We start from the raw sequence: 23,181 nt of genomic DNA, 5'->3' as shown, positions 1-23,181 counted from the left end.
ATATTCATGTCAAACATTATCACTAATCAACTTGCAGAAGTAAAAGCGTTCACTGAAGGTGAGCTTCAAACCATTCAAGACACATTAGCGAAAGGTACCACACCAGAACAGTTCAGTTTATTTATTCGAACAGCAGCTGCAGCGGGTCTTAACCCGATGCTTAATCATATTTATTGCATCGTTTATGGTGGCAAAATGTCCCTTCAAGTGAGTGTAGAGGGCATTATGTACCTAGCTAAGCGAGTAGAAGGCTACCAAGGTGTAGACGTTCAATTAGTCTATGAAAATGATGAATACAAGGCTAAAAGAGTACGCGGTGAGGATGGCCGTTACTTCTGGGATGTTGAGCATGAAATGAGTAGTGATCCAGGACAAGTTATTGGGTGTTATGCCTTTGCTTACCGTGAAGGATTTCCACCAGTGTTCGAATATTTGAAGGCGGATGAGGTTGAGCACAACCTTAAAGGCAACAATGCTGCACTATGGAAGAAATATTATAACGACATGTTCAAAAAGCATGTAGTGAAAAGAGCCGCCAAGCGTCAATACGGCATTGAAATTAGCGAAGAAGATGTTGCTCCAAGTGGTAATGATATTCCTGAATACAAGCCAGAGCGTAAAGATATCACCCCAAATGAAACAACACAGCCGGCACAGCATGATCAAGAAGTCGTTCAAGATCCAATTAAAGATGCAAAAGATCAGATGCAAATGAAGTTCGCATCTTTAGGGATCGAAGGTAAAGAAGCTAAAGGAGCTTACATTAAGAAGAATGCACCAAATGCTTCTAATCCTCCAACGCTTCAACAGCTAGAAGGATTATTAAAGATTATGGATCTTCAAATAGAAGAAATGAATTCTACAGAAAATGATGGATTGGAATAATTGCTATGAAATTAAATATTCTAGCATCCGGTTCTCAGGGCAATTGTATTGCCTTGAGTTCTGGAAACACAACAATCTTGATCGATGCTGGTATTGCGAAAACAAAAATCGAAAAACGGTTGCTTGAAGTAGGGATCAGACCTGATCACATCTCAGCTATCTTCATTACTCATGCCCACGGGGACCATATTAAAGGTTTACCACTGGCTAACAAGTTCCAAATTCCAGTCTTTGCAGGATTAGAAGAGTGGAAAGATATCAAGGTTTCAATTGATGCAGAACTTATGCACAACGTTTCTTCAGATAAGAGCATTCAAATCAAAGATGATTTTGAGATAGGTGCTTTTAAAACACATCATGACGCTCTTGAGTCTTACGGTTATGTGGTTACAGATGATAAGGAAAAATGCTCTATTTGCTTAGATACGGGACATGCAGATTCAAACATGGTAAAGGCTATGTACGGTTCAGATATTTACATCATTGAAGCAAATCACGAGCCGAATATGGTAGAAGCTTCTGATTATCCGATAAGTGTTCAAGCAAGGATTCTAAGCCATATAGGACATCTGAGTAATGAACAAACGGCTATTGCTTTAAGTAAGCTGATCCAGGGGCGCGGTGAACGAATCTATCTGACTCACTTATCACATAAGAACAATCTACCTGCATTAGCTGAGATGACCGTCAAACGAACATTAACTAAGCAAGGTTTTAAGGCAGGAACACATTATGAGATAGAGGTGATTTAGCAAGGTCACCTTAGAAACGGGTGATTACATGGTTAATCCACAATTAGAAAACGGACATACGCGGATTGCCAATGAAATTCTAGAACGTATTATGAAGCTCTCTCTCAACGGAACTCAGTTTAGATTAGTTTTGGCTATATGGAGATTTACCTATGGATTCCAAAGAAAAGATCATCTCTTATCGCTTAGCTTCTTAACAAAAGCTATTGAAGCAAGTAGGAGCCAGGTAGACAGGGAGCTTACAGCTTTGATTGAAAGAAAGGTCATTGTTATTAGAGGAAATGGATCGAGAGGTGCACGAGTAATGGCTTTTAATAAAAATCATGAGGAATGGATTGACCGTCCTCTAAATAGAGGTCAGTCTCCACTGTCCCCTAATCAGAGTACAGAACCGTCCTCTACGTCGGGTACAGTACTGTCCTCTAATCCGAGGAACAAGAAAGAAAGAACTAAAGAAAAAAAGAAAGAAACTCGTCAATCAAAAAGATATGACGAGGACAACACCTATTACAAAATGGCCAAGGTCTTTCATGAACTGGTAACCGATGTTGCAAAAGATGCTGGTGTGGAGCATTTAACACGCAAAGCGAATTTGCAAAAGTGGTCGGATGATTTTAGGAAGCTAGTAGAGCTTGATGGCGTGGAGGATAAAGCACAAATTCATAGGCTTATGAAATGGGTTACGCAGCATGATTTTTGGAGAACCAACGTGTTGTCTGCCAAGAAGTTTCGAGAGAAGTATGCAGATTTGGCTATCAAGATGAACTCTGAATCAATGCCTAAAAAGCACCCTTCTCATTATCAGAAGGATTCACGGGATATAGAGATAGCTCGTAATAAGTGGATAGCGAATGGAGGGGATCCTGATGAATTCACTTTCTGATCATAGCTTTCAAGCAGAACAATCAGTTTTAGGAGCGGTACTTTTGGACGCTGATGTACTAGACGAAATCAGCTTTTTGGAAGAAAGAGACTTCTCACCTTCGCATGCAGAAATTCTAAAGGTCATGCGTTATTTGGATGAACAAAACAAGCCAGTGGATTTGGTTACTGTAACCACTGAATATAACCACTTCAGAAGGTTGGATCAGATTGGCGGTATTGATTATCTTGTTAAATTAGTTGATGCATGCCCGACCACCGCTAACGTTAAGCATTACGCCAAAATTGTCCGTTCTAAAGCTATCAGAAAAAGAGGATCTGACATTGGTAATCAGATTGCTGAATTAGCACACGCGGATTTTAAAACGGATGAAGAATACTTTTCTGCTGCTGAAGTCTTGCTAGATAAAATGCGACCTCAAGAAGTGGGTAAAATGCAAAGCTTTAAAGAAACAAAGGAACGTTATTTAAAGCATCTAAAGCAGAAGGTCAGCACAATATTGAGTGGGATGAAATCATTTGACACCTGGTCTAAAGGTTTAGGAAGACAAGAGCTTTTTGTAAGCGCCGGTCGCCCTTCTATGGGTAAGACTGCGCTCCTTATGCAAAGAGTAAGAGGTATTGCAGAACACAATCCTAGCGCCGGTTGCATCTTGGTTTACTCGCAAGAAATGGCTGATAACGAGTTGAAAGATCGGATGATATCTAATATGACCGGCATACCTTTTGCTCGAATAAAGTCCAAAGCTCTGAGTGAAAAAGAAGAAGCTGCTGTTTTGAAAGCATATGAACAACTTGAACAATATTTAATCTTTATACAAGATTCGGCTGGTGTCACCATTCAAGAAATACGCTCAACAGCTCGTCAGTTCAAAAGAAAATATGGAAGGATCGCAATGATTGCAGTTGATTATCTTCAAATTATGTCTATCCCTCAAGCGAAGAATGAGAGTAGAGCTCAAGCTATTGGAAATGTTACAACAACAGCTAAACGGATTGCTAGAGAAATGGATTGTAATTTTATGATGTTATCTCAGATGAGCCGTGAAAGTGAGAATAAAAAGAAGCCTCAGTTATCTGACTTAAAAGAATCTAGCAATATTGAACAAGATGCTGATGTTGTCGAATTTCTCTGGCACGATTCGGGAGACACGCACCAAAACGGAAAGGTGGTCCAACAGTTTATAGCTAAAGGTCGAAACATTGGTATTAATGAATTCCGATTACTGTTCAGAGGTTGGAAGCAGCACTTTGAGGAGTTAGAAGACGAATGAAGAAGATCGAGACAATGGAGCAACGTGAAAAAGCACTTAAATACATGCGCGATTTTGCTAAAGAAACAGAGCATCCACTATACACACCGGATCCTCAAAAGCAAAAAATCTACGATGCTACTTCTTACGCTATACAAGAGCACAATAAAGTAATTTACAAAGAAAGCGAGTTTCCGCCAGAACAGGAACAACCGCAACAAGAGGAACCTTCAACTTCTCCTGATCTTAGTGGTTGGCTTGACTGAGGTGATGAAAATGGATTACTCAAAAGCTACTAATCAACAACTTTATGAGATTGCATTAGATCAAGGAGCAAGGATGACCGAACGATATACAGCTGCTAAAGAGTTGCAAGAAAGGAAGTTAGCAAATGCGATATGTAGGTATTGATCCTTCTACCAAAACAGGCTTTGTAGCACTCGATGAAGAGGGTCAAGTGCAACGGGCTAAAGAGTTAACCGGCATAGGTGATATTGATCCAAAGCGAATTACGACTCTTGTAGGAGAGGTCATAGCCCATATTAAACCTGGTGACTTCATAGCTGTTGAAGGGTTTAGTTATAACAGCCAGGGACGAGGTATTGGATTCCAATTTGGTATAGGATATGCCATTCGAATTGCTCTTTACAGTAGAAATATCCCTTATATCGAAGTAAGCCCTGGTCAGTTGAAGAAGTTCGCAACTGGTAAAGGAAACACACCTAAAGACAAGATGCCATCGCCTATCCAAGAAAACTGGGGATTTACAGATCGGAGTGACAACGTACTTGATGCTTATGTATTAGCAAGGTGTGTACAAGCTTACAAGAACTTTGATGGAATGCTCTTTAGATTAACAGATTATCAGAGAGAGGTCATTGAGACTATTATTAGTCCGCAACCTAAATCTAAGCCCAAGAAGAAAAAGAAAGCCAAATAGGCGGTGATAACGTGAATGAACGTCAGCGGGATCAACATTTCAGAAGGGAAGTTGCTATAAAAATTGCCGAGATCGAGGACAAGCATTGTAAACCTTGTATGCATAATAGTAGCCGCCGTAATAAATCTACTACTCATTGTAGGAATTGCGAGTTTGGAAAAGAGCTAGTCCGTTATGGAGAGCTCTTGACGAGTAAGTCAAAAAGAAGGAAAGAAAGCACTAAAGAGCAGGTTTCGGTTAAGAAAAAGGAGGCAAAGCAGATGAGCACAAGCAGAAATACTGATCATGACCTGGTGGTAAATGGGTTATCTCGTGATAAATATATGATGCTGAAGGATGAAAGAAAACCCGATTCCGAGTTGATGAAAGCATACAAGTTAACCAGCGCTAAATTAACTTCTACTAAGGAAAAATGGGGGTTGCTTGGTTATCGAGGAAATGTAAAAGCTGGGTCAATTAAGAAGAAAGTGAAAGCTCCTGAAAATCTAGTACCAATGAGTAAACATGATCACGCGGCAATCACATCAACTAAAAGCAACGATTCATTAATAGATGATTACGAAAAATTGAAATCAGAACACGAGAAGTTATTAGATCACAATGTAGGTGCCGCTGAAGAGTTTCTCAAACTGAATAATGAACTAGAAAAATCAAAGGAAACAATATTTGATTTGCAGAATCAAATCAGCCATAAGGATCACCATATAGACGCCTTACAAGATCAAGTTAATGAGTTAGAACGGTTGGAATCAATCGAAGAGAAGTACCTTGCCACCGTAACAGCACTTAAAGTTCACTTGCCTGAAGTTGGCGAGATGAAATGAAGGATAAAAAATTCAAACTCTGGAACGGCAAGGAAATGTCAGAGCCTTTTGATCTAAGCCAAAACCCTATCTACTGGACAGACTTATTGAGTGAAGCTCCTGAAGCAATTGTGCAATACACGGGACTCAATGATAAGAACGGTACGGAGGTTTATGAGGGGGATATTGTCAAGATATCAGACCATCCTTTTGACAGCACCACTTTCGGTGTGAACGGAAATTATGAAGTTGGTTATAACGATCAAATGGAATTATGTTGTGGCAGTTGGTTGTTGCCAAAAATGAAACACTATGCAGAAGTAATCGGCAACATCTACGAGCATCCTCACTTATTGGAGCGTGAAGACTAATGCAAATCTTCTCCTCTAAAGAAGTTGAGCATGTTGCTAATGGAATTAGTCAGTTTCTCGACCGGTACCGCACTCGTAAAGCACAGTCAGAGGTAAATGAACGCAAGCTATCAAATAAGAAGCGCAAGTCTCAGTCAAAGAACTAGGGAAAGTGGAAAAAGCGTAGGTAGGAGGGTGTCATGGAGGATGTTCAAAGCTTTAAACGTGGGTTAGCTGCAATTATGTATAAACATCATGTCGTATCGTTCAGAGGTAATAGAGGTGGGTTCATCGGTTATTTTGGAGGGAAGCGCAGCATGTTTTTACCTTATTGCTTTTATAAACAAGCTACACTTCCTGGTACGTTTAGTGACATCTTAGACTACCCCAAGACAAATATCTTTAGGCTTACCAAGGACTTGAGGGATTTATTCAATTACTACAATGTCAGGTGTATCAAATCACAGCATCTTGAGAATTTCTTCATTGTACCAGACGATAATAACCATTTTTTAATGGAGAACGTAGATATTGAGTTTTTTGAAAAGAAGGAGGGACAGAGGCTATGAACCTATCAAAACTGTTTGAAATTCAAAATGGACTTAGGAACCATATTGGATATGCAAAAGAAGATAAGCTTGAAAAGATGTTTCTTGCTTTCATCGTTGAAGTTGGTGAATGCGCTAATGAGTGGAGAGGGTTCAAATATTGGAGTCAGAACCAAGAACCTAAAGAAAAGTTACTTGAGGAATATGCGGACGGATTTCATTTTGTTATTGATATAGGAATTGAGTTGTTAGAAAAAGAAGAAATTAAATCATTACCGACTTTTAATCACGTCTATCCAGTGAAAAATCCCGATATCGTTAATCAATTTAAAGATGTCATTAGATCAACTATCATTTTAGAAATGTTGCAGGGAGTTATTTCTTATGTGGATGATGAATACAGATTATTTTTTCAACTGTATCTTGGTTTAGGCGAAATGCTCGGCTTCACCTGGGATCAAATCGAACAAGCTTATCTTGAGAAAAACAAAGAGAATCACGAGCGTCAAAATAACGGTTATTAAGCCCATACACATACGTTGCACTGATTAGGTGCATTTACCCTACTATACTTTGAAAATGTCGACATAAGTCGAAAAGGAGCGAAAAAACCATGTCCAAACAAACACTAAACGTACTATTCAAAAAGATGCAACGTGATGATAAGAAAGATGTCCTTAAATTTGAGATCCGCAGCAAGAGCAAAGAGGAAAAGGTAAAGTCACCGCAAGCCATTCAAGAAATGGTGGGTGAGATGGTCAATATTGAGATCGAAGGTACAAAGTGTGGTCCGGTATCAGCAGAGCTTGCAAAAGCAAACAATGATGGCAAAAAGGTTGTGCTTGATCTTAACCTCAAAGGTGACAATGCAGATAAAGCAGCTGGCATCTTCTTGATGGCAGGGAGTGATGTAACACTACACATCGAGCCGGCACAAACTTCTTTACTAGAAGAAAAGCCTAAGAATGATCATGAAGGTGTTGAATATGCGGTGGATGTTACAACTGGAAGTGTTCTTAGTTACAACGAGCGTATGAAAAAAGAACAAGAAGGAGCTGCATCAGATCCAGTTGAAGAAGAGAAAGAAGAAGTCGAAATCTCCGAGAACGATGATGAGGAGTTTGGTGATGATTTAGAAGAGGATGATCTGAAGCCAGTTGATGATGATGAATTACCATTTTAAATAAAATGATTAATGAGGTGTCTGATTAACTAATTATCCTAAGTTATTTGTGCCTGGATTGGAGCGAGGAATGCGTTTATTATCCTTTTTCATTACATGATAGCCAGGATACTTGCCCGCTTCTATGGCATCAGCTGTTTTACCACGAGTCATTGTTCTTCCTGTTTTAGTATCTTTAAACATTTTATTAAGACCAGTTCCGCTTTCTTTTGTAACCTTTAAGCGTTCCTTTTTAGACAAATTATCACCTCATAGACTAAATTCAGACACCTCACTTCATTATAACAATATATGGATAATAAGTGATAGATTAGTAACGCATTTTTAATGAGAAGGTGATTCAATGAGCTTCGATCTACCAGAGCTTGATCAGAAGAAAACAAAAGAAGCTGTAGAATCGGCTTTAGAGAAGTATCGAATCTTTAGGTATCTTGCCTTTGAGGAACGAGAAGTAAGCATCACAGCAAGTTCAGAGGAACGCTTTCATGGTCCAACTAATGCGACTACTGATCAGACGTCCCAAGCAGCTATATATAATGCGGATCAACAGGAGTATAGGCGTAAGTATTGTGAAAGATTAGAGCGATCAGTGAATCGATTAGCGCCTAAAGAGAAATTGTTAATCGAGAAAAGATACCTAGAGTCAGATGCTGAGTATAAAACTGATATTCAAGTATACACTTTTGATTTCCAACCACCAATTAGTCAGGTCACTTATGGAAAGATAAGATGGAAAGCATTTTACAAGTTGGCGCTGATCTTAAATATTACTGTAACAAAATAAGGAGCCTTTGAGCTCCTCTTCTTTAAAAGGAGGTTATATAGGTGAAGCAGGACAATGAATCAATGCTATTAGGGATTAAGGATGTCATGTCGATCATGGGATGCGGTAGAGATAAAGCTTATGAAATTATGCATTGTGGTGATTTTCCAGTAATGAAGTTTGGTAGAGAGTTGAAAGTGCATAAAGGCATATTCCATGATTGGTTAGAGAATAAGCGTAAAAATAGTTACATTTATAAAATCTAAAGGAGTAAGAAATCAAAAAGTCACTAAAGAATGAAAATCAATGTGATATAATATCTTAAAAGTCACAAGTGATTTCTTAAAGGAGAGTGTTGCTTGTGTCCAATATAAAGAAAGATAAAAAAACAAATAAGTATTATTTTGTTCTTGATGGTGGCAGAGATGTGGTTACCGGCAAAAGAAAACAGTACAGAAGAAAAGGTTTTACCTCTAAAAAGCAAGCGGAGATAGCCCTCTCCAAACTTCGAGTCGAAATATCAGAAAGTAAAGAGACTGGTCTAGGTAATAAAACATTCAAAATTTACTCGCATGATTGGTTAAAATCGAAGAAATTAAAACTTAAAGCTAGTACTATTAAAAATTATGAAGAACAGTTTCATTACAATATCACACCATATCTTGGACATTTCAAGTTAGAGGATATTGATGAGAAAGTACTGCAACACTATATTATGGAATTGCACCAAAGTAGAGGTTTAGCGCCTGCAACGATTAGGACAGCTTTTGGAATTGTAGGAGAGATCATTAAAACACTTACAAAGAAAGGTGTTTTAAAAAGTGGAATCCTTGAAGAAGTATCTTTACCTAGACAGTTGAAAACAATTAAAGTTTGGGAACAGAAGCAGATAGAGGAGTTCCTTAATGCTCCACAGAAGATCTTGAACCTCTCTAGGCATTACATTGGTTTGGTCATCTTAATTAAGACTGGTATGCGTATGGGTGAAGTGCTAGCGCTAAGGTGGCAAGATATTGATTTTGAGAATAAAGTAATCCTCATTAGACAGACTTTAACGAGAGATAGTGATTCAAATAATTACTACTTGCAAGATGAGGGAAAAACAGCTAGCGCGATAAGAATGGTATATATACCTGACTCGCTAATTAAAGATATATTAACTCACAAAGAATTGATCGATAAGGAAAAAGAAATACAAGGCGTTCATTATAATGATAATGACTTTGTTATATGCACCAGAGAAGGGAACATGGTGCATCCAAACAATTTTAGAAGATCATTTACTACAACTATTAAACAACTGAATGTGCCTAAGATTAGGTTACATGATTTACGTCATAGTCATGCAACGTATCTTTTATCGATCGGCGTCAATGTAAAGATCATCCAAGAAAGATTAGGTCACAAAAATATTAATGTTACATTGAATACCTATAGTCACGCGTTGCCTGCCATGCAATTAGCTGCTATAGATAAATTTGACGAAGCATTTAAGGGTTAATAATAAACTTGTGACCTATATGTGACCCCTATTATTTATATGCATTAAAATCATTGATATGACGATGCTTAGAGAAATTGACTTTCATGAAGATTGCATGAATATCATTATGAATGACCTGATTGAATTAATGGACCCACGCTACATTGAAGTATGGGGTAAATTCACGCCACGTGGTGGGATTTCGATTGATCCATACACAAACTACGGTAAGCCTGGAACGAAATTTGAAAAAATGGCTGAATACCGTCTAATGAATCATGATTTGAATCCTGAAACGATTGATAATCGTTAAGGTATATACACCCATCAACTACGGTGGGTGTTCTTATTTGCAAATTACTTGCATAAACAAGTATTTAATGATGAAATAAGATAGAGATGTATGGGAAGAGGAGTATAAGGATGTCTAACTATCAATTAGATGATTCACTAGGGTTTTTAGTCGCAATGGCTGGAAGAGCCTTGATGAATCAATTGCAACGTAACATTACAGAGAGTGGCTATGACGTCACGACAGAGCATTGGACGATCCTTGTTCAATTGTGGGAACAAGAAGGGTTAAGTCAATATGAACTAGCCCAACGTACCGGGAAAGATCAGCCGAGTATGTCACGATTGATTCAAAATATGTTAAAGCGTGAATTAATTGTGCGAGTAGCAGACACAAAAGATGCTAGGTGCAAACGTATTTATTTAACAGAGCACGGTAAGCAATTAAGAAGTCAATTAGTCTCAATTGTCGAAGAAACGTTGGATCAAGCCACAAAAGATGTTTCAGAAGAAGAACTGCTAGTGACGAAGAGTGTATTAAAGAGGGTAGCAAAAACGCACTCAGTCACGAGAACGGTATTTGACCAATTAGATAGAAAGAAGGAACTTCATGAATAAGTCACTTTTGAAAATGGCGATTCTCTCAATCTCATTATTAACAGTTATGGCAGGGGCTGCGGTTGCTCCTGCATTAGCTGATATATCGGCTGCTTTTCCAGGTGCAAGTGAAACAACGATCAAATTAATTATGACCTTGCCATCGGTTATGATTATCCCATTTACCTTTCTATCTAGTTACTTAACGAGAAAGATCACAAAGAAAACGCTTGTATTTATTGGGATCTTTTTTTATGTGATCGGTGGAGTAGGTGGTGGCCTTGTTCCGACGATTGAGTGGTTATTAGTTTGTCGGGCTATTCTTGGAATCGGAGTAGGATTTTTGATGCCGACCTCGACGTCGCTTGTAGCTGACTTTTTCGACGGGGAAGAACGAACAGCAACAATGGGGCAAGTAAGTGCTGCGAATAACTTTGGTGGAATTGTACTCTTTTTATCTTCTGGCTTACTTGCTGCATTAAGCTGGCGCATAACGTTCAGTGTATACTTAGTGGCACTTATCGTGGCGATCGTTGTCTTCTTTTTCCTCCCTAAAAGAAGTCCGGAAACGATTCCTGTAGGTACGACATTAGCTCCGTTACCAAAAAGATTATATCTTTTAGGTGCTGGAATGTTTTTTCTTGTCTTAGCTTTTTACTCGATTCCGACTAATATGGCTCTTTATTTGAATCAAGAGGGGCTTGGCTCTTCACAATTAGCTGGTATGGTTATTGCGATTGCAACAGCATTCGGTCTGATTGCAGGAATGTTGTTACGTAAAATGAATCAGCTATTAAAAACATTTGTCATCCCTAGTCAGCTTGTGATGATGGCGAGTGGATTTCTGATCATTGGCTTCACTACTAATCTCTTTTTCTTAGCAGTGGGAGTAGGCTTGATGGGATTTGGTTTTGGTGTGATCATGCCCACTGTATTTGACCGGGTATCAAGAGAAGTTCCAAGGGTACAGACGGTTCAAGCAATGGCTTTAGTAACGAGTATGTTGTTTTTAGGTCAATTTTCATCGCCAATCGTACTCGATGCGGTAGGAATGATCGCAAATCAAGAGAGCATTCGATTTACGTATCAATTTGTTGGGGTAGCGATGCTTACCGTAGCGTTCATTCATCTATTGATCGTAGAGAAAAATCGTCCTAAAGGAATTATCCTTAAAAAAGAAGCTTCATCATTCCAAGACAGATAAACAATAATCCAGGAAGGGCGGCGACATAACGAAGCACAAATGGGTTTTTCGTTTCATGCCCATGAATGATTCCAAAAATCAATGCGAAAAATAAAATTATTCCTGCAAGCGGAGCGAACCATAAAGGTCGCTCCGCTAATCCTGCTTGAACCCCGTACCCAATACTATCCACGTTCATTAACAGAGCAATAATCACAAAATACGATCGTCTATATAAAGGGAGATCATTAAATAAATTATAGACCCCTACAGAAATCATTAAGATCCCTGCCAGTGTTTGAATGAAAGAAGAAGGAATCACCTCACCTAACACACGTCCTACACCCATTGAAAAAAAGATGACAAATGAAGAGAAAATGGAGATAAACGCAAGGACGATTAGAGAAATTTTAATGCGTTTTAAACCAAACATAAAGCCAATGACGAAGCCATCGATACTGACGAGTACTGCAAGAAAGATAAGAAGAATAAAACCCATTCATTCAGCTCCTTGGACATGTCGTTTCTTCATCATATGTCGAAAAGCTCTAGAATAAGACTTCAACCTGTGGTAATGTGGCTACGAGATATAGCTTAATTTATGAAGAGGTGAACACATTTGAAATACATAATCATCGTTATGGTCTGTAGCTTTTTCTTACTTGCCGGATGTAACCAAGGGAATGAGATAGCAGAATCTACTCCACATAACGATAATGAAAAACCTGAACCATTAAACGAACTAACGATTGAGAATGAAACCCCGATTTCCACACGTGATCTGGCTACTGAAGCGAACAGCGAATCAGACAATGAACGTATCGAAATGATTGTAAAAGAGAGTGAATTAGAAGAGAGGGAATTAGAAGACTTTGCTCAGGCTTCAGCACCCAACCAAGAAAGCCAAGCAGATGAGTTATCAGAGGAACAATCTCCTACTGGAAATGAAAATGACCCTTCAAACGAAGAAACGAAAGAAGCTCCAGTTAGTTTGTTGGCACAAGGCATTAAGGATTTTGAATTGGAAATAGAATTTACTGGTGACCAGGGTGAATTAGAAATTGAATATGAAGGGAAGAAAAAGAATCCAAAAGCAAAAATAAAAGAGGAGAGAGGAAGTAAAGGGAAAGGAAAGGAGAAGGGCAAGAAAAAGGAAGTAGAAGGAAAAGAAGCTGTTCAATACATAGAAGCTTTTTTAGATGAAATTTATTTATCAAGTGGTACAGTAGACGATGCTACTGTGGATGACATACTTGCTTATTTAGACCTAAAGAAAGAATCGATCAAAAAATTCGAACTTGAAATTGAATTTCAGGACAAAACGAAAGTAAAGTACGAACAAAAATAAGCAGAGAGCAACTGAGCTCTCTGCTTATTTATTAATCATAGGCGAAAGGTAAGGAAACTAACTCATAATGATCATTGTAGGAGTCGAAAAACTTCATCACTTGGCTCACATATTCATTGCTTTGATTGTAAGCAAATAAGGCTCTCTCGTAATCTCCTTCACTAGCACCGTGATCGGCTAAGTATCTAGCAGCAGAATAGGCAGAGTCATAGAGGTCAAACGGATCAGCTTTCCCGTTTCCTGTGGCATCTACACCATACCCTCGATGTTCTTCAATCAGATCAATATCTGTTATATCAATCTCATCCTCAATTTGACCGAGATCTCCACCAGGATAGCTCCACCCAACCCATGTTCTTGGCATAAATTGAAAATGGCCAACTGCACCAACAGGACTAATGAGTGGGTCCATTGTAGAGAAAATCGTTTCTACTCGATGAACGGATGCTAAAAGCTCCCATGGGACTTCATACTCTTCGGCTGCTTCTTTATAGATTGGAAGGTATTTTTCAGGTATATGATGCTGGCCAATCAACGTTTTATAGGTGATTTGTTTTACTTGATCATTTTTCTCAAATGACCACACAGCCACAATCAGTACAATAAATGCTGTAAAGAATAAGAACATAAGAAATTTTCGCACATTCAGCCATCCTTTTTACTAACAATTCAGTTCAATTAATTATAAACATAAACAGATCTATAGAAAACAATTTTCGACAACTTCCCATAATACTTCTACTAAAGTCGTTCATATGTTGTTTTATTCTTAATTTCTATGGGAATAAAGAAGGAAACAGGTGGTGAATAAAATGAAAACCGACGTGTTCATTGCAGGTGGAGGCGTAGCTGGATTAAGTCTCGCTCTTCGTCTAGTGAAAGAAGGTGTAAGCGTCATCGTTGTAGAGCGCCAAAAAGGGATGGGCAATGTCTACAAAGGTGAATTACTTCAACCGAAGACCCTATGCATTTTTGAGCAACTAGGGATCTACCCTAAAATTGCAACAGAGATAAGACCTCTTGAGAAGATCATTACAAAAGAATTAAATGAAAAAAACGAGCCACTGCTTGAAGTGGTAATGGATTATACAACCTTACAAACACCTATTAATACAGCGGCAATGATTCCCCATAATTGTTTAAAAGAAATCTTGTTAGAAGAAGCAAGTAAGTATGATGAGTTCCAACTATTGCAACCAGCTACTTTTCTAAGAAAACAATCCGATCATGAAGTAATTGTGAAACAAGGTAAAGAAGAAATAAGCATTCAAGCTAATTTGATTGTTGGGGCAGAAGGAAGAGAGTCTAAAGTACGCAATTCCGTCGACATTCCACTAAAAAAATACTCTTATTCACATCAATTTTTAACGGTTACGTTTCCTTCACCTCCTACGCTTGTGTACGGTGAAATGATTGGCAATCACGAACGTTTCCTTGGCTTATTCCCATTGCCAAACAATGAAGTGCGTTCGGTATTGCTCATACGTGAAGGTGAATATAAGGAAATGAAGGAGGAAGGCTTAGAGGCTTTTTATCGAGCATATAAAGAGTTGAAGCCTGATCTTGAAGGCTTTGTGGATCAAGTTGGATCATGGAAAGACATTCAATTAATGATTCCGGTAAGGCATACTGTTTCTCATTATGTTGAAGGGAATGTAATTGTTATAGGTGATGCAGCTCATAGTGTTCACCCGATGGCGGGCGAAGGAATGAACTTAGCGATCCAGGATGCGGATACATTAGGTGATTTAATTGCATGGATGTATCAACATCAACTTGAAGGTGACTACACACAGTTAAAGTGGTTTGAACGTGTGAGAAAAGAGAGGGTTGAATATTTATCATGGCTTAGTCATCAATCTGCACTCGTCTACAACTTGTCTGGTAATCTTACTCAAAAATTACGTATCAAAGCGATTAAGCGCTTAGCTACCAATAGACGCTTGCATGATAAACAAATGTTGAACATTGCCGGAGTTGGATTGTGGAAGTTTGGCGTCATTGATGGTTTATCAGCACTAGGCTTAGGGAAAACACAGTTATCTGAGAACGTCATCAACAAGTACTTATTTAGCAAAGAAGACGATTATCCGTGGAGATATAATAAAAAGAGGTGAATAGCATGCAACTTACAGAATACAGACGACTATGGAATGCTAGAAAGTGGATGAAGCGAAATGAACCATTTTTGCCAACATGGCATGCTCACCTTGGGTATAGTTTAGATTTATTTAAGCGTTTTAAAAAAGGCGCTGCTGTAGAAGAAGTGGCTCTCACTCATGATTTAAATCAAGATCTCTTACAGCGTTGGGTAGATGTTGGCTTAGTTCTTGGTCACTTAAAACAAAACCGTAAAGGCATCATCAAACCAAAGCGATCACTTGTGAAATATGTATCAAAAGACAGTGATTCCTCCGTTGGTATTTTAATAAAAGAAATGATGGAATTACATATTCCAACGATGTTATCCTATCGAGATCTTATGCAAGGGAAAGAGGTTAATTTCTTTGAAGCCGATTATGGTGACACGGTTGCCCAAACATCAGCTTTACTTGAGACGATTGCTTTTCCTAAAGTATTAGATGTGGTGAAAAAAGAGCGTGTAAAATCTATTTTTGATATTGGGTGCGCTTATGGTGGCTATTTAAAACGAATTCAAGTGAAGAAACCTAAATTACGATTAAAAGGACTTGAAGCAGATGAACAAGTCGCAAAAAAAGCTCAAGAAGAAGTAAAGGATAGTGATATTGAAATCATCTCAGGAGACATTAAAGAATACGAATCAGACGAAGAGTTTGATCTGGTGATGATGAATAATCTTCTCTATTATTTCTCAAAAGAAGATCGAGCTGAATTGTTTGAGCGCTCTAGTAAAATTGTTGGGAAAAAGGGGACGCTGATCGTGATTTCCCCACTTGTGCAATCAAAACATGGCCAAGCATTTGCCTCAGCCTTTAATAGTTTTATGTCTGCACACGAAAACATGTACCCTGTGCCTTCAGAACGTGAATTAAAGCAATATGCTAAGGCTGCAGGATTTAAATTCAAGAAAACAACGCCGGTTGTAAAAGAAGGCGGTTGGTACATGATGGTATTTAAAAAATAATAGATAAAGATCGTCTGGAACACATTAACTGATGATTTCCTCATGAATGGCTCTTAATAACTTCTGATATTCGCTGGGGTCCTCGAATTGTTGTGGTTCCCAGTTTTTTTTAATCCAAGCAACAAGCTCCATTGGCTCATTGAATTGTCTACCACTTGTATCAAATGTTTTAATCGTATAAATGCCATTTTCGGGGTCGACCGTTACAGCACACGGGTCTGTACATTCAAGACTATTAAGGGTGTAATCCATTGATCTCATCCTTCCAGGTGATTTTGTTGTAGTATGTCCCATTTTATGATCTTTTACAACCGATTGGGCTACTAAGTATTGGTGATAAAAAATGGAATGTAGACGTAAAAGTTCGTGCAACCTAAAGGCAATAAGAAGAGCAAGGTTATTGTTTTTTCTTATTGGATTTAGAAATAGACTCATGCCGTTACAAGCAACAGATCAACTTGAATACTCTAATTAGTATGGAATACATGAAAAACAGGGACATAAGACTCAATCTCACTTCATTTGAAGCATATTGTTTTACAGCTTGATGAAGCCTTCGCTAAAATATAAGTAATATGGTTATAAAGGAGAGTTTCACATGCATGGTACTACACACCAAGAAGAACTTGGCTTATTTCAAACAATAGAAGAACGACATTCGGTTAGAAAATACGAAGCTGGATATGAAATGCCTGCAGAGGATTTAACAGCTATTTTAGAAGCGGCAGCAATGGCGCCTTCTTCATGGAATTTGCAACACTGGCGCTTTTTAGTCATAGAAGATCAAAAGAAAAAAGAAGAACTATTACCAATTGCGTATAATCAAAAGCAAATTGTCGATAGTTCCGTTACGATTGCTGTATTAGGAGATCTAGAAGCGAATAAAGAAGCTGATGCTGTTTATGGTGCAGCTGTAGAAAATGGTTTTATGACTGAACAAATTAAAGATACTTTAGTGGGCCAAATCAACCAAGCATATGAGGGCGATACACCTTTCCCTCGTGATGAAGCGGTTTTAAATGCATCGCTTGCAGCTATGCAACTAATGTTAGCAGCTAAAGCAAAAGGTTATGACACTTGCCCAATGGGTGGCTTTAACCGCGATGCGTTTGTAAAATCTTTTAATGTACCTGACCGTTTCACGCCTGTTATGTTATTAACTGTAGGTAAAGCTGCTATGCCGGCTCACCGCTCAGCAAGAAAGCCGCTAGAGGAAGTTACCATTCGTAATTCATTCTAAGCAAATAAGGATGTCACATGTAAATGTGGCATCCTTTACTTTTTTTAAGATTGGATTTATTGAATGGAATTTTATAAACTAATAGTAGCAGTGGGGGTTTATAAACTATTTTTCTCCGCGTAGAAGATCGATAAGGAAGGGTTATACATATGATAGATTTGACGTTTGAAAAATATACAGAAGCTAAATTTACAGATTTAAAATTAGTTGAAACGTACGAGCTTCAATTATGGATGCATCATGTTGTTGCATTTGAAGGGGAGAATATACCAAGTGATTTAGTCGACCCCGAAGCCTTACTCATTACGAACCAAGACGGGGAGGTTCTTCAAGTGATCTTAAGGGAAGAGGGTTGCGATTCACCATTATTCCAATTCACAGAGAATGAAAAAGAACAGTTGAAAGAGTGGTTTAACGAATCTGTAAAAAAGGCAAGGTAGCTTATATAGCTACCTTGCCTTTCGTTTTTTAACAGCTTGAATCAGTTGGTTTCGGTACAGATAACCCAAATAGTGGTCGTAAGTAAAGAGCTACGTAGGTACCTGCTAGAGCCATGACCGCCCACACCCAACCATGGGGACTGAATGAAGCGACACCGCTAATGTAAGCACCAATATTACAGCCAAAAGCAAGACGAGCGCCATATCCCATCATAATCCCACCAATCAATGAAGCGATGATCAGTTTAGGTGGAATTCTTTTTAAGGCATACACACCACCTGCGGTTGCTGCCAGTAAAGCGCCAGTCATGATTCCAAAGTTCATTACACTTGTTGAATCAAGAAAAACGGATTGATTTAATTCTTGTGCTCTATCCCCTGACCAGTAGCCCCAACTTGCCACGTCAATTCCAATAAATTGAGCTGCTTTTGATCCCCATAAGGCAAAAGCACTCGTGATGCCCCATGGTTCTCCTCTAGAGTCACGGCATTTAATACAGCTAAAACGACTGCAGCCACTAAAAGTGGCCATGATCCACGAAATACTCGCTTAAAACCAACAGCTGATGGGACTGCTGCCATTTTTGGCGGGTTTTTCTTACGTTGAATATAGTAAGTTAGGGCAATAATCCCTGCAAATATGACTAACTGTAATAACCAGGCACCACCGTAACCAAGTCCGGTATCAGTAGCAAGCGATATCGCTGGAAAGCTAGGTGTATCATTCATCCAAAAATCAAAGTGTGCAGCTCCGATAACAGAGCCGACTATAAACCCAAAAAGAGTAATAAACATGGAAGAGCGTCCGCCACCAGCAGAATAAAGAGTACCTGATGCACATCCTCCGCCAAGTTGCATACCGATGCCGAATACAAACGCTCCGAATAATAGGCTTACTCCGACTGGGGAAACAAATCCAGTTGGCTCATGTCCAAAAAAGCTAGCTCCAAAAGCTAAGATCGGTGCAAATAGGGTAGAAGCGATCGCAAGCATCAACATGTGAGCTCTCAGGCCTTCTCCGTTTCCAACAGACATTAATCTCCGAAAGGCCGATGTGAAGCCAAATCGTGCATGAAATAAGGTGAAGCCAAGTAATAGACCAAGCCACAGTTGAATTAAAAGGTTCATATCTGCGATGGTAAAAGTAGCTACACTTAACAAAATCGCTATTGTGATCCCTACCGCCACTAAGATTGTTTGAGTTGGGGGTAATGTTGAGTGTTCTAGCGAGCGAGCTTGAAGTTGATCCTGTTTAATTTGTAAACTCATCTGAAACACCTCTAATTCTTAGTTGTTTAATAGGATATCAATATACTAAAAAATCCTGTTTTATACGTCAACAAATAAAGCCATCCAATTTAAGGGTAGCTTCATTTGAAATGGTGCTGTTTAGTTTGTGAGTGCTTTAAATAGGAAAAGACTTGATTAGGATGTTCTTTTAACGACAGCCTACGCTCTTTAAGGATCGCTTCATGTTTGCGATGAAAGGAAGTAGCTTCAGATTGTATATCTTGCACCCATTCTAGTAAATGACTTTTCTCATCAGTAGATAAACGATCTTCAACCGTAGAGCAAATAAAGGATCTGCACACTGCATTTTTGAAAGAAGACTTTAATGTACAACCTTGATTCTCTTTGAAAAATCGACAAATAGAATAGGAGATTTTAAGATCTTCTTGTTCAATCGTCGATCGTTTCAAACTGTGATCGTGTTTTTGATAAGCGGGGTGAATCCAAGCATTTATTCGGATCGTATAATCATTGACTGTGTTGGCATCTTGATTTACTAGATTAAAATAGAATGAAGGATCCTCGGTAACTACTTTTGATAATTCAAAAAGTGAAAATACCGGGCTATATGAGCAACATCCAACATGTGGTAATTCTTCAATAGGTCTACTAAAGTGAGGGTCACTACAAGAGAGACAAGCAGATGTAAGTAATTGTCGATTGGTTTTGTCGAAATTTATCACGTTAAAACGTCCTTTTTAAATTAATTTTCAAAAAAAAGCAAGAAATCTTTCGAAATAACTAGATTTTCTGAATAAAAAGTTTTACACTTTTTAGTGAAGGAAAGCACAATAGCAAACTTGATTCATCCTTTCTTTAACTATAATCGATTCTCAAAGTATCTAACAAGACTAATAAATCTTTGAAAGCTAGCAGATAACCTTTGAGCAATTGTGACAATCATGTTAAAATGGGAATGAAAGCGTTACAATTTCCAGTCTCTCAATAGAATCAACTATTGTGTTGACTTAAAAGTTATTAGGAGGTTTTTGTCACATGTCCAGCAAGGAGCACAAACCGGAAGAGCCATGGCAAGGATTTCATGGTCCGAACCTTGGCGTCGCAATTGAGTTGTATGAAGAATTTACTAAAGACCCACAAGCTGTAGAGGAAGACCTACGCGAGTTATTTGAACAATGGGGACCACCACCTTCTTCTACTCAATCTGAACTTGTTCAAGCGACAAATGCACCTTCAGCCCCACAAGCTGCAGGAGCGGACATGATGAGGAAGTTTGTCGGTGCGGTAAAATTAGCCGACATGATTCGAACGAAAGGTCATTTAGCTGCCGACGTTCACCCGATTCATAAGGATAAGAAAAATGAAGAGAGAATTCAACTCTCCCGCTATAACTTAACAGAAGCGGATCTTAAACAAGTACCAGTTGATTTAATTTCTCCAGATGCCCCTTCTCATGTAAAAGATGGACTTGACGCAATTGAACATTTGAAAAATGTCTATACAAAGACTATTTCTTTTGAGTTTGGTCATGTTCAAGATGAAGAAGAGCGTCATTGGTTAAATAAGATGGTTGAATCTGGCATTTATTTGCCAAACCTTTCAAAACAACAAAAAGTAGCACTACTGAAACGATTAACGCAAGTAGAAGGTTTTGAGAAATTTATTCACCGTACATTTGTAGGGCAGAAGCGTTTCTCGATTGAGGGTCTTGATATTATGGTTCCAATGCTTGATGAAGTCGTTCGTGAATCCGTTCATGAAGGCACAGAGCATGTGATGATTGGGATGGCACATCGCGGTCGTCTGAATGTACTTGCTCACACATTAAGCAAGCCATACAAAATGATCTTCTCCGAGTTTTTACATGCTCCAAATAAGGATCTTGTACCTTCAGAAGGTTCCACAGGAATTAACTACGGTTGGACAGGGGATGTAAAGTATCATTTAGGTGCTGATCGTCAAATTAAAGATGATAACACAGTCGAAGCTACTGTCTCACTAGCTAATAACCCAAGTCACCTTGAATTTGTTAGTCCAATTGTAGAAGGGTATGCACGTGCTGCACAAGAAGTACGCACGAAAAAAGGCGATCCTGAGCAAACGGTTTCTAAAGCATATTCGATTTTAATTCACGGGGATGCTGCGTTCCCAGGTCAAGGTATCGTAACGGAAACCTTAAACCTAAGTCGTTTAAAAGGGTATCAAACTGGTGGATCATTACACATTATCGCCAATAACAATATTGGTTTTACAACTGAAACGTATGATTCTCGTTCAACTACATATGCAAGTGACCCAGCTAAAGGGTTTGAAATTCCGATCGTTCACGTGAATGCTGACGATCCTGAAGCCTGTCTTGCTGCAATGCATCTTGCATTTCAATACCGTAAGCGTTTCAAAAAGGATTTCTTAATTGATTTAGTTGGATATCGTCGCTTCGGTCACAACGAAATGGATGAGCCAGCTGTAACGCAACCAGGACTTTATACAACAGTGAGAAAACACCCTACGGTACGTGTGCTATATGCAGACCAATTAGTCGCTCGCGGTGATATTGAGTCTAACTACGGCGAACAGCTTGATAAAGAAGCACAAGAGTACCTTCAATCTCAATATGATGCAGTGGTAGGAAACAAGTCTAATAAAGTAAAAGAAATTGTGACTCCTGACTATGTTGTAAATGGACTTCCTAAAGTGAAGACATCCGTTGAGTTTGATACATTAAAATCAATTAACGAAGAGCTTCTAGAATGGCCGAGCGAATTTAAGCCAAATGAAAAGCTTGAGAAGATATTAAAACGTCGTCTCCAATCATTTGAAGGCGAAGGCAAGATTGACTGGGCATTAGCTGAAACGCTTGCATTTGCTTCTATTTTACATGATGGAACGCCAATTCGTTTATCTGGTCAAGACTCAGAACGTGGAACATTTGCTCATCGTCACCTAGTCTTACATGATCGTGAGACAAATGAGACGCATACACCGCTTAAAGAATTTGACAAAGCAAATGCTTCATTCTCGGTTCATAATAGCCCATTATCTGAAATGGCTGTTGTTGGATTTGAATATGGCTACAACGTATTTGCTCCAGAAACACTTGTGTTATGGGAAGCTCAATTTGGAGACTTTGCCAATGGTGCTCAAGTCATATTTGACCAATGGGTATCTGCTGGTCGTGCGAAATGGGGTCAAAAATCAGGACTTGTTTGTCTATTGCCTCACGGTTATGAAGGACAAGGGCCAGAACATTCAAGTGGACGTGTTGAACGTTTCTTAGTGCTTGCTGCTGAGAACAACTGGACGATTGCAAACTGTACATCTGCAGCGCAATATTTCCATATCCTACGTCGTCAAGCAGCTATTTTAGAAAAAGAAGCTGTTCGTCCTCTGATTATTATGACACCTAAGAGCTTGTTACGTAATCAAGTCGTAGCTTCTACTCATGCTGAGTTCACAGAAGGTGAATTTAAGCCTGTATTTGAGCAAGCTGGTCTTGGAGAAGAAGTGGATAAAATAGAGCGTGTTGTACTTTGCAGCGGTAAAGTGGCGATTGACCTAGCTGATCGTGTGAAAAAATCAGATGAGGATTGGGATTGGGTTCATATTGCTCGAGTGGAAGAACTGTATCCGTTCCCTAAAAAGGAAATTCGCGCATTATTTGCTAGATACAAGAATTTAAAAGAAATTGTATGGGTTCAAGAAGAGCCTAAAAATATGGGTGCTTGGCCATTTATCGAGTCACGCATCCGTGAGATTACACCGAGCGAAGCTTCTGTTTCTTATATTGGACGTACTCATCGTTCAAGTCCTGCTGAAGGTGACCCGGTTGCTCATAAGAAAGAACAAGAACGTATCATCACAGAATCATTGACTCGCAAATAAT

The 23,181-nt window shown here is 38.8% G+C and carries 29 protein-coding genes and 2 pseudogenes; 25 read left to right on the top strand and 6 right to left on the bottom strand.

Annotation, left to right across the window (positions count from 1 at the left end; all coding sequences use genetic code 11):
- The first annotated feature begins 6 nt into the window (after positions 1-6).
- The 13 genes from RYX56_RS05175 (at position 7) to RYX56_RS05115 (ending at position 7,596) form a co-directional block, all read left to right on the top strand.
- The gene (locus RYX56_RS05175) at positions 7-885 is read left to right on the top strand and encodes a RecT family recombinase (protein ID WP_317121063.1); all 879 of its coding nucleotides are present in this window, start codon (positions 7-9) and stop codon (positions 883-885) included.
- 5 nt (positions 886-890) lie between these two features.
- Positions 891-1,637: an MBL fold metallo-hydrolase gene (locus RYX56_RS05170; RefSeq protein ID WP_317121062.1), complete on the top strand. Its 747-nt coding sequence runs from the start codon at positions 891-893 to the stop codon at positions 1,635-1,637.
- Between the two features lie 28 nt (positions 1,638-1,665).
- A complete protein-coding gene (locus RYX56_RS05165; protein WP_317121061.1) occupies positions 1,666-2,520 on the top strand; it encodes a replication protein in 855 nt (284 codons plus the stop codon).
- Positions 2,504-3,793, top strand: coding sequence for a replicative DNA helicase (locus RYX56_RS05160; RefSeq protein WP_317121060.1), 1,290 nt, complete (start codon positions 2,504-2,506; stop codon positions 3,791-3,793). The genes RYX56_RS05165 and RYX56_RS05160 overlap by 17 nt, the downstream gene beginning before the upstream one ends.
- Positions 3,790-4,038 carry a hypothetical protein gene (locus tag RYX56_RS05155; protein ID WP_317121059.1) on the top strand — a complete coding sequence of 83 codons (249 nt, stop codon included), beginning with the start codon at positions 3,790-3,792 and terminating at the stop codon, positions 4,036-4,038. Before RYX56_RS05160 ends, RYX56_RS05155 begins: the two co-directional genes overlap by 4 nt.
- A 10-nt stretch (positions 4,039-4,048) precedes the next feature.
- Positions 4,049-4,183, top strand: a complete 135-nt coding sequence (locus RYX56_RS05150) for a hypothetical protein (RefSeq protein WP_317121058.1) — start codon at positions 4,049-4,051, stop codon at positions 4,181-4,183.
- Positions 4,164-4,712, top strand: coding sequence for a RuvC family protein (locus tag RYX56_RS05145; RefSeq protein ID WP_317121057.1), 549 nt, complete (start codon positions 4,164-4,166; stop codon positions 4,710-4,712). The genes RYX56_RS05150 and RYX56_RS05145 overlap by 20 nt, the downstream gene beginning before the upstream one ends.
- An 11-nt stretch (positions 4,713-4,723) precedes the next feature.
- The gene (locus tag RYX56_RS05140) at positions 4,724-5,536 is read left to right on the top strand and encodes a zinc-finger domain-containing protein (protein WP_317121056.1); all 813 of its coding nucleotides are present in this window, start codon (positions 4,724-4,726) and stop codon (positions 5,534-5,536) included.
- Complete coding sequence (locus tag RYX56_RS05135) at positions 5,533-5,886, top strand: YopX family protein (protein WP_317121055.1); 354 nt, start codon at positions 5,533-5,535, stop codon at positions 5,884-5,886. The genes RYX56_RS05140 and RYX56_RS05135 overlap by 4 nt, the downstream gene beginning before the upstream one ends.
- Positions 5,886-6,032, top strand: coding sequence for a hypothetical protein (locus RYX56_RS05130; protein ID WP_317121054.1), 147 nt, complete (start codon positions 5,886-5,888; stop codon positions 6,030-6,032). The genes RYX56_RS05135 and RYX56_RS05130 overlap by 1 nt, the downstream gene beginning before the upstream one ends.
- A 33-nt stretch (positions 6,033-6,065) precedes the next feature.
- A complete protein-coding gene (locus tag RYX56_RS05125; protein ID WP_317121053.1) occupies positions 6,066-6,434 on the top strand; it encodes a hypothetical protein in 369 nt (122 codons plus the stop codon).
- Positions 6,431-6,937: a dUTP diphosphatase gene (locus RYX56_RS05120; protein WP_317121052.1), complete on the top strand. Its 507-nt coding sequence runs from the start codon at positions 6,431-6,433 to the stop codon at positions 6,935-6,937. The genes RYX56_RS05125 and RYX56_RS05120 overlap by 4 nt, the downstream gene beginning before the upstream one ends.
- An 89-nt stretch (positions 6,938-7,026) precedes the next feature.
- A complete protein-coding gene (locus RYX56_RS05115) occupies positions 7,027-7,596 on the top strand; it encodes a hypothetical protein (RefSeq protein WP_317121051.1) in 570 nt (189 codons plus the stop codon).
- Positions 7,597-7,629: 33 nt separating this feature from the next.
- Here RYX56_RS05115 and RYX56_RS05110 read toward each other — a convergent pair whose 3' ends face one another.
- Positions 7,630-7,836, bottom strand: coding sequence for a hypothetical protein (locus RYX56_RS05110; RefSeq protein ID WP_317121050.1), 207 nt, complete (start codon positions 7,834-7,836; stop codon positions 7,630-7,632).
- A gap of 103 nt (positions 7,837-7,939) precedes the next feature.
- Here RYX56_RS05110 and RYX56_RS05105 point away from each other — a divergent pair, with 103 nt between their 5' ends.
- The 6 genes and pseudogenes from RYX56_RS05105 (at position 7,940) to RYX56_RS05080 (ending at position 11,934) form a co-directional block, all read left to right on the top strand.
- Positions 7,940-8,380, top strand: a complete 441-nt coding sequence (locus tag RYX56_RS05105; protein WP_317121049.1) for an ArpU family phage packaging/lysis transcriptional regulator — start codon at positions 7,940-7,942, stop codon at positions 8,378-8,380.
- Between the two features lie 41 nt (positions 8,381-8,421).
- Entirely contained in the window at positions 8,422-8,625 is a 204-nt protein-coding gene (locus tag RYX56_RS05100; protein ID WP_317121048.1) for a helix-turn-helix domain-containing protein, read from the top strand.
- Positions 8,626-8,720: 95 nt separating this feature from the next.
- Complete coding sequence (locus RYX56_RS05095) at positions 8,721-9,860, top strand: site-specific integrase (RefSeq protein WP_317121047.1); 1,140 nt, start codon at positions 8,721-8,723, stop codon at positions 9,858-9,860.
- 79 nt (positions 9,861-9,939) lie between these two features.
- Positions 9,940-10,155: pseudogene (locus tag RYX56_RS05090) on the top strand (tunnelling fold family protein); the annotation flags it as partial.
- A 110-nt stretch (positions 10,156-10,265) separates the two neighbouring features.
- Positions 10,266-10,751, top strand: a complete 486-nt coding sequence (locus RYX56_RS05085) for a MarR family winged helix-turn-helix transcriptional regulator (RefSeq protein WP_317121046.1) — start codon at positions 10,266-10,268, stop codon at positions 10,749-10,751.
- A complete protein-coding gene (locus tag RYX56_RS05080) occupies positions 10,744-11,934 on the top strand; it encodes an MFS transporter (protein ID WP_317121045.1) in 1,191 nt (396 codons plus the stop codon). The genes RYX56_RS05085 and RYX56_RS05080 overlap by 8 nt, the downstream gene beginning before the upstream one ends.
- Here RYX56_RS05080 and RYX56_RS05075 read toward each other — a convergent pair.
- Entirely contained in the window at positions 11,900-12,412 is a 513-nt protein-coding gene (locus RYX56_RS05075; RefSeq protein WP_317121044.1) for an MntP/YtaF family protein, read from the bottom strand. The genes RYX56_RS05080 and RYX56_RS05075 overlap by 35 nt on opposite strands.
- Positions 12,413-12,532: 120 nt before the next feature.
- Between RYX56_RS05075 and RYX56_RS05070 the strand changes: the two genes are divergently transcribed.
- Positions 12,533-13,261, top strand: a complete 729-nt coding sequence (locus RYX56_RS05070; RefSeq protein WP_317121043.1) for a YusW family protein — start codon at positions 12,533-12,535, stop codon at positions 13,259-13,261.
- Positions 13,262-13,292: 31 nt separating this feature from the next.
- Here RYX56_RS05070 and RYX56_RS05065 read toward each other — a convergent pair whose 3' ends face one another.
- The gene (locus RYX56_RS05065) at positions 13,293-13,904 is read right to left on the bottom strand and encodes a lytic transglycosylase domain-containing protein (protein WP_317121042.1); all 612 of its coding nucleotides are present in this window, start codon (positions 13,902-13,904) and stop codon (positions 13,293-13,295) included.
- 169 nt (positions 13,905-14,073) lie between these two features.
- On the opposite strand from RYX56_RS05065, the gene RYX56_RS05060 reads away from it, so the two are divergent.
- Positions 14,074-15,378, top strand: a complete 1,305-nt coding sequence (locus RYX56_RS05060; protein WP_317121041.1) for an FAD-dependent monooxygenase — start codon at positions 14,074-14,076, stop codon at positions 15,376-15,378.
- A gap of 5 nt (positions 15,379-15,383) precedes the next feature.
- Positions 15,384-16,367 carry a class I SAM-dependent methyltransferase gene (locus tag RYX56_RS05055; RefSeq protein ID WP_317121040.1) on the top strand — a complete coding sequence of 328 codons (984 nt, stop codon included), beginning with the start codon at positions 15,384-15,386 and terminating at the stop codon, positions 16,365-16,367.
- Between the two features lie 24 nt (positions 16,368-16,391).
- On the opposite strand, the gene RYX56_RS05050 is transcribed toward RYX56_RS05055, so the two are convergent.
- Positions 16,392-16,619 carry a hypothetical protein gene (locus tag RYX56_RS05050; protein ID WP_317121039.1) on the bottom strand — a complete coding sequence of 76 codons (228 nt, stop codon included), beginning with the start codon at positions 16,617-16,619 and terminating at the stop codon, positions 16,392-16,394.
- Positions 16,620-16,965: 346 nt separating this feature from the next.
- Here RYX56_RS05050 and RYX56_RS05045 point away from each other — a divergent pair, with 346 nt between their 5' ends.
- Both RYX56_RS05045 and RYX56_RS05040 read left to right on the top strand, forming a co-directional pair.
- Positions 16,966-17,607: a nitroreductase family protein gene (locus RYX56_RS05045; protein WP_317121038.1), complete on the top strand. Its 642-nt coding sequence runs from the start codon at positions 16,966-16,968 to the stop codon at positions 17,605-17,607.
- Positions 17,608-17,756: 149 nt separating this feature from the next.
- Positions 17,757-18,047 (top strand): hypothetical protein, encoded by a 291-nt coding sequence (locus RYX56_RS05040; protein ID WP_317121037.1) that lies wholly within the window; start codon positions 17,757-17,759, stop codon positions 18,045-18,047.
- A gap of 28 nt (positions 18,048-18,075) precedes the next feature.
- Here RYX56_RS05040 and RYX56_RS05035 read toward each other — a convergent pair.
- Positions 18,076-19,316 (bottom strand): annotated as a pseudogene (locus tag RYX56_RS05035) (YeeE/YedE family protein).
- 101 nt (positions 19,317-19,417) lie between these two features.
- Positions 19,418-20,020, bottom strand: a complete 603-nt coding sequence (locus RYX56_RS05030) for a hypothetical protein (RefSeq protein WP_317121036.1) — start codon at positions 20,018-20,020, stop codon at positions 19,418-19,420.
- Between the two features lie 313 nt (positions 20,021-20,333).
- On the opposite strand from RYX56_RS05030, the gene RYX56_RS05025 reads away from it, so the two are divergent.
- Positions 20,334-23,180, top strand: coding sequence for a 2-oxoglutarate dehydrogenase E1 component (locus tag RYX56_RS05025; RefSeq protein WP_317121035.1), 2,847 nt, complete (start codon positions 20,334-20,336; stop codon positions 23,178-23,180).
- Position 23,181 lies beyond the last annotated feature (1 nt).

The sequence above is a fragment of the Alkalihalophilus lindianensis genome (genome assembly GCF_032843265.1).
Taxonomy (GTDB): Bacteria; Bacillota; Bacilli; order Bacillales; family Bacillaceae_D; genus Alkalihalophilus; species Alkalihalophilus lindianensis.
The sequence above is the reverse complement of the archived record's forward strand: the minus strand, read 5'-3'. Positions and strand labels throughout refer to the sequence as shown.

Coding starts and splice junctions, on each gene's coding strand:
- RYX56_RS05080 (WP_317121045.1), top strand. CDS start 10,744: ATGAATAAGTCACTTTTGAAAATGGCGATTCTCTCAATCTCATTATTA.
- RYX56_RS05155 (WP_317121059.1), top strand. CDS start 3,790: ATGAAGAAGATCGAGACAATGGAGCAACGTGAAAAAGCACTTAAATAC.
- RYX56_RS05145 (WP_317121057.1), top strand. CDS start 4,164: ATGCGATATGTAGGTATTGATCCTTCTACCAAAACAGGCTTTGTAGCA.
- RYX56_RS05055 (WP_317121040.1), top strand. CDS start 15,384: ATGCAACTTACAGAATACAGACGACTATGGAATGCTAGAAAGTGGATG.
- RYX56_RS05175 (WP_317121063.1), top strand. CDS start 7: ATGTCAAACATTATCACTAATCAACTTGCAGAAGTAAAAGCGTTCACT.
- RYX56_RS05125 (WP_317121053.1), top strand. CDS start 6,066: ATGGAGGATGTTCAAAGCTTTAAACGTGGGTTAGCTGCAATTATGTAT.
- RYX56_RS05135 (WP_317121055.1), top strand. CDS start 5,533: ATGAAGGATAAAAAATTCAAACTCTGGAACGGCAAGGAAATGTCAGAG.
- RYX56_RS05060 (WP_317121041.1), top strand. CDS start 14,074: ATGAAAACCGACGTGTTCATTGCAGGTGGAGGCGTAGCTGGATTAAGT.
- RYX56_RS05115 (WP_317121051.1), top strand. CDS start 7,027: ATGTCCAAACAAACACTAAACGTACTATTCAAAAAGATGCAACGTGAT.
- RYX56_RS05040 (WP_317121037.1), top strand. CDS start 17,757: ATGATAGATTTGACGTTTGAAAAATATACAGAAGCTAAATTTACAGAT.
- RYX56_RS05120 (WP_317121052.1), top strand. CDS start 6,431: ATGAACCTATCAAAACTGTTTGAAATTCAAAATGGACTTAGGAACCAT.
- RYX56_RS05025 (WP_317121035.1), top strand. CDS start 20,334: ATGTCCAGCAAGGAGCACAAACCGGAAGAGCCATGGCAAGGATTTCAT.
- RYX56_RS05130 (WP_317121054.1), top strand. CDS start 5,886: ATGCAAATCTTCTCCTCTAAAGAAGTTGAGCATGTTGCTAATGGAATT.
- RYX56_RS05085 (WP_317121046.1), top strand. CDS start 10,266: ATGTCTAACTATCAATTAGATGATTCACTAGGGTTTTTAGTCGCAATG.
- RYX56_RS05150 (WP_317121058.1), top strand. CDS start 4,049: ATGGATTACTCAAAAGCTACTAATCAACAACTTTATGAGATTGCATTA.
- RYX56_RS05160 (WP_317121060.1), top strand. CDS start 2,504: ATGAATTCACTTTCTGATCATAGCTTTCAAGCAGAACAATCAGTTTTA.
- RYX56_RS05045 (WP_317121038.1), top strand. CDS start 16,966: ATGCATGGTACTACACACCAAGAAGAACTTGGCTTATTTCAAACAATA.
- RYX56_RS05050 (WP_317121039.1), bottom strand. CDS start 16,619: ATGGATTACACCCTTAATAGTCTTGAATGTACAGACCCGTGTGCTGTA.
- RYX56_RS05075 (WP_317121044.1), bottom strand. CDS start 12,412: ATGGGTTTTATTCTTCTTATCTTTCTTGCAGTACTCGTCAGTATCGAT.
- RYX56_RS05105 (WP_317121049.1), top strand. CDS start 7,940: ATGAGCTTCGATCTACCAGAGCTTGATCAGAAGAAAACAAAAGAAGCT.
- RYX56_RS05165 (WP_317121061.1), top strand. CDS start 1,666: ATGGTTAATCCACAATTAGAAAACGGACATACGCGGATTGCCAATGAA.
- RYX56_RS05170 (WP_317121062.1), top strand. CDS start 891: ATGAAATTAAATATTCTAGCATCCGGTTCTCAGGGCAATTGTATTGCC.